The following is a 3,133-nucleotide window of genomic DNA, read 5'->3' as shown; positions in this document are numbered from 1 at the left end:
GCCGCCGCGACCCGGCTGGCGCACGCCTCGGTCGAGGCCGTCGCCGACCTCGCCGACGCCGAGCTGTCCCTGGGCCGCGCCGACGCGGCCGCCGCCCGCCTGACCGCCCTGCTCGCCGAGCACCCCGTCCACGAGCGGGCGGCCGCGCTGCTCATGGACGCGCTCGCCGCCCAGGGGCGCCAGGCCGAGGCCCTGGCCCTGTACGAGCGGGTCCGCGAAACCCTGGCCGGCGTCCTCGGCACCGACCCGGGCGCCGCCCTGCGCGAGCGCCACCTGCGGCTGCTGCGCGCCGAGCGGCCCGCCCCGGACGCCGCGCGGACCAGGCCGAGTAACCTGCCCGCCCCGCTGACCGGTTTCATCGGGCGCGACGACGACCTCGCCCGGATCGACACGCTGCTCGCCGCCGGGCGCCTGGTCACCGTGCTCGGTCCCGGCGGCGCGGGCAAGACGCGTCTCGCCGTCGAGGCCGCCCGCCGCCACCGCCACGACTACCGCGACGGCGCCTGGATGATCGACCTCGCCTCGGTCACCGAGCCGGCCAAGGTCGGGGCGGCCGTGCTGGCCGGGATCGGGCTGCGCGGGGGCGCGATGTTCGAGGCCCGGATGCGGGCCGAGGGCTCCGACCTGGACGTACTCGCCGACCAGCTCGGCGGCCGGGAGAGCCTGCTGCTGGTCGACAACTGCGAGCACCTGATCGACGCCGTGGCCCACCTGGTCACGGCGCTGCTGTCCCGCTGCGGCGGGCTGCGCGTGCTCGCCACCAGCCGCGAACCCCTCGCGGTCGACGGCGAGGCGCTGGTGCCGCTCGGCCCGCTCGCGCTGCCCGGGCCGGACGACGGCGTCGAGCAGGCCCGGCGGGCGGCGTCGGTACGCCTGTTCACCGAGCGGGCCGCGGCCGTGCGCCCGGGCTTCGACGTGGACGGCACGACGCTGCCCGCGATCCGGCGGGTGGTCCGCGGCCTGGACGGGATGCCGCTGGCGTTGGAGCTGGCCGCGGCCCGGCTGCGGACGCTGTCGCTGCCCGAGCTGGCCGAGGGGCTGTCCGACCGGTTCCGGCTGCTCACCAACGGCAGCCGCACCGCGCTGCCCCGGCACCGCACGCTGGGCGCGGTCATCGCCTGGAGCTGGGATCTGCTGAGCGAGCACGAGCGTACGGTCGCCGAACGCGTCTCGGTCCTGCCCGGCGGTGTCACCGCGGCCTCGGCCATCGCGGTCTGCGCCGGCACCGCGGTGCCGGCCGCCGAGATCCCCGAGCTGCTCGGGGGCCTGGTCGACCGGTCGCTGCTGCAGCTCGCGCCCGACCCGGGCCGCTACCGCATGCTGGAGACGCTGCGCGAGTACGGCATCGACCGCCTGGCCGGGACGGGCGACCTCGGCACCGCCCGCGACCTGGCCGCCGGCTACTTCGCCGAGCTGATGGCCCGGCACGACCCGCAGCTGCGCGGGCCCGGCCAGCTGGCGGCCATGCGAGTCATCGGCGCCGAGTACGACAACACGCTGGCCGCGCTGCGCCGGCGGTGCGACACCGGCGACTCCCCCGGCGCGCTCGCTCTCGCCCTGAACCTGACCTGGTACTGGCAGATGCTCGGCCGGCAGCCCGACGCCGCCTACTGGCTGGGCGAGGCACTGGCGGTGCCCGGCGGCGAGCCGTCGCCCTCCCGCGACTGCGCCCGCGCGATCTACCTGATCAACCGGGCCGACCCCCGGCCGGGGATGACCGCCGGGGAGGCCGCGCACGACCAGGCGCAGCTGCGCGAGCTGGCCGACCGCCTGCTCGCCTATCCGGAGCTGCCCGGCCCGTACGGCGCGCTCACCGCGCTCCCGCTCGCGTTCCGGCACGAGGAGCAGGCCACGCTCGCGATCATCGAGCGGCTGGCCGACGGCGACGACGTGTGGCTGTCCGGGCTGGCCCGCATGTTCCGGGCCCAGTTCGCCGAGAACGCGGGCGAGCTCGACAAGACGCGCAGCGACGTGGAGGCGGCCCTGGCCCGTTTCCGGCAGGTCGGCGACCGCTGGGGCCAGGCCACCGTGCTGCCGATGCGCGCCCAGCTGCGGCAGTACGACGACGACCTCGACGGCGCGCTGGCCGACCTGCGCGAGGCCCGGACGCTGGCCGGTGAGTTCGGCTCGCTCAGCCTCGCCGACGAGGTGTTCAGCGACCTGCGCTGGATCGACCTGCACCTGCGGCGCGGCGACACCGACCTGGTGATCGCGACGATCGGCTCGGCCCGGGAGCGGGCGCTGCGTGCGGCCTCGCCGGAGATGCTGCTGCTCGTCGACGCGTGGGAGGCCGCCTTCTGGGCGCGGCTCGGCGACCTGGACCGGGCTCGGGCACTGCTCGACGACGCCGAACGGCGTCCGCACGGCGACGCCACGTTCCCCGGTGACCACGCGCGGACGCTGGCCGGCGGCGTACGGGCCGTGCTCTGCCTGGAGACCGGCGACCTGGCCGGCGCGCAGAAGGCGCTGGAGAAAGCGTACGCGGCGGCGTTGCAGACCCGGGACCTGCCGATCCTGTCGCAGGTGGCGGTGAACGCGGCCGTGCTCGCCGAGGCGCACGGGCGGCACCACCGGTCGGCCGTCCTGCTCGGCGCCGCCTCCCGGCTGCGTGGCGCTCACGACCGCACCGACCGGCAGGTCCGCGAGCTCACCCGCCGGGGGCGGGCCGAGCTGGGCGAGGAAGCCTTCGCCGCGGCCTACGGGGAAGGCTGGGAGCTGGACGGGAGGACGGCCGTGACCGAAGTCGACCCGGCCCGGCTGCGCCGGGAGCCCAGTGGGATGCGTGCCCCCGCCGCACACCGACCGTAGCTCCCGCGAGCTGTTGACGGCCGTGGATGACCGACGACATCAGCCCTGAGCTTGACTCTGTCGGGAATCTTGAAAACATCCGGCATGTCCCGAAGGGCGACTGATCAGTAACTGTGAGGCTTCTGGGGTCGGCGAAGTCGGTCATTCTCCCGAGGTGGTCAGGTGTCTCTACCGGTTCGTCCCCGGTCCGCGCTGGAGGTCCCGGAGCTCACCGCCCAGGTAGCACGAGCGAGTAATCCCCGTGGCACCCCGGCCATGTGGATCCGCGACCGGCTGGACGGGTTATGGAACGATGAGGACTTCGCGCAGTGGTATCCCCGCGACG

Annotated in this window: 1 protein-coding gene; it reads left to right on the top strand. The window is 75.7% G+C overall.

Annotation, left to right across the window (positions count from 1 at the left end):
- A partial coding sequence (locus ACFKCF_RS61450) for an ATP-binding protein (RefSeq protein WP_394506750.1) occupies positions 1–2,808 on the top strand: 2,808 nt, incomplete at its 5' end.
- Between the last annotated feature and the right edge of the window lie 325 nt (positions 2,809–3,133).

It is taken from the genome of Nonomuraea sp. JJY05 (assembly GCF_043496855.1).
Taxonomy (GTDB): domain Bacteria; phylum Actinomycetota; class Actinomycetes; order Streptosporangiales; family Streptosporangiaceae; genus Nonomuraea.
The sequence above is the reverse complement of the archived record's forward strand: the minus strand, read 5'-3'. Positions and strand labels throughout refer to the sequence as shown.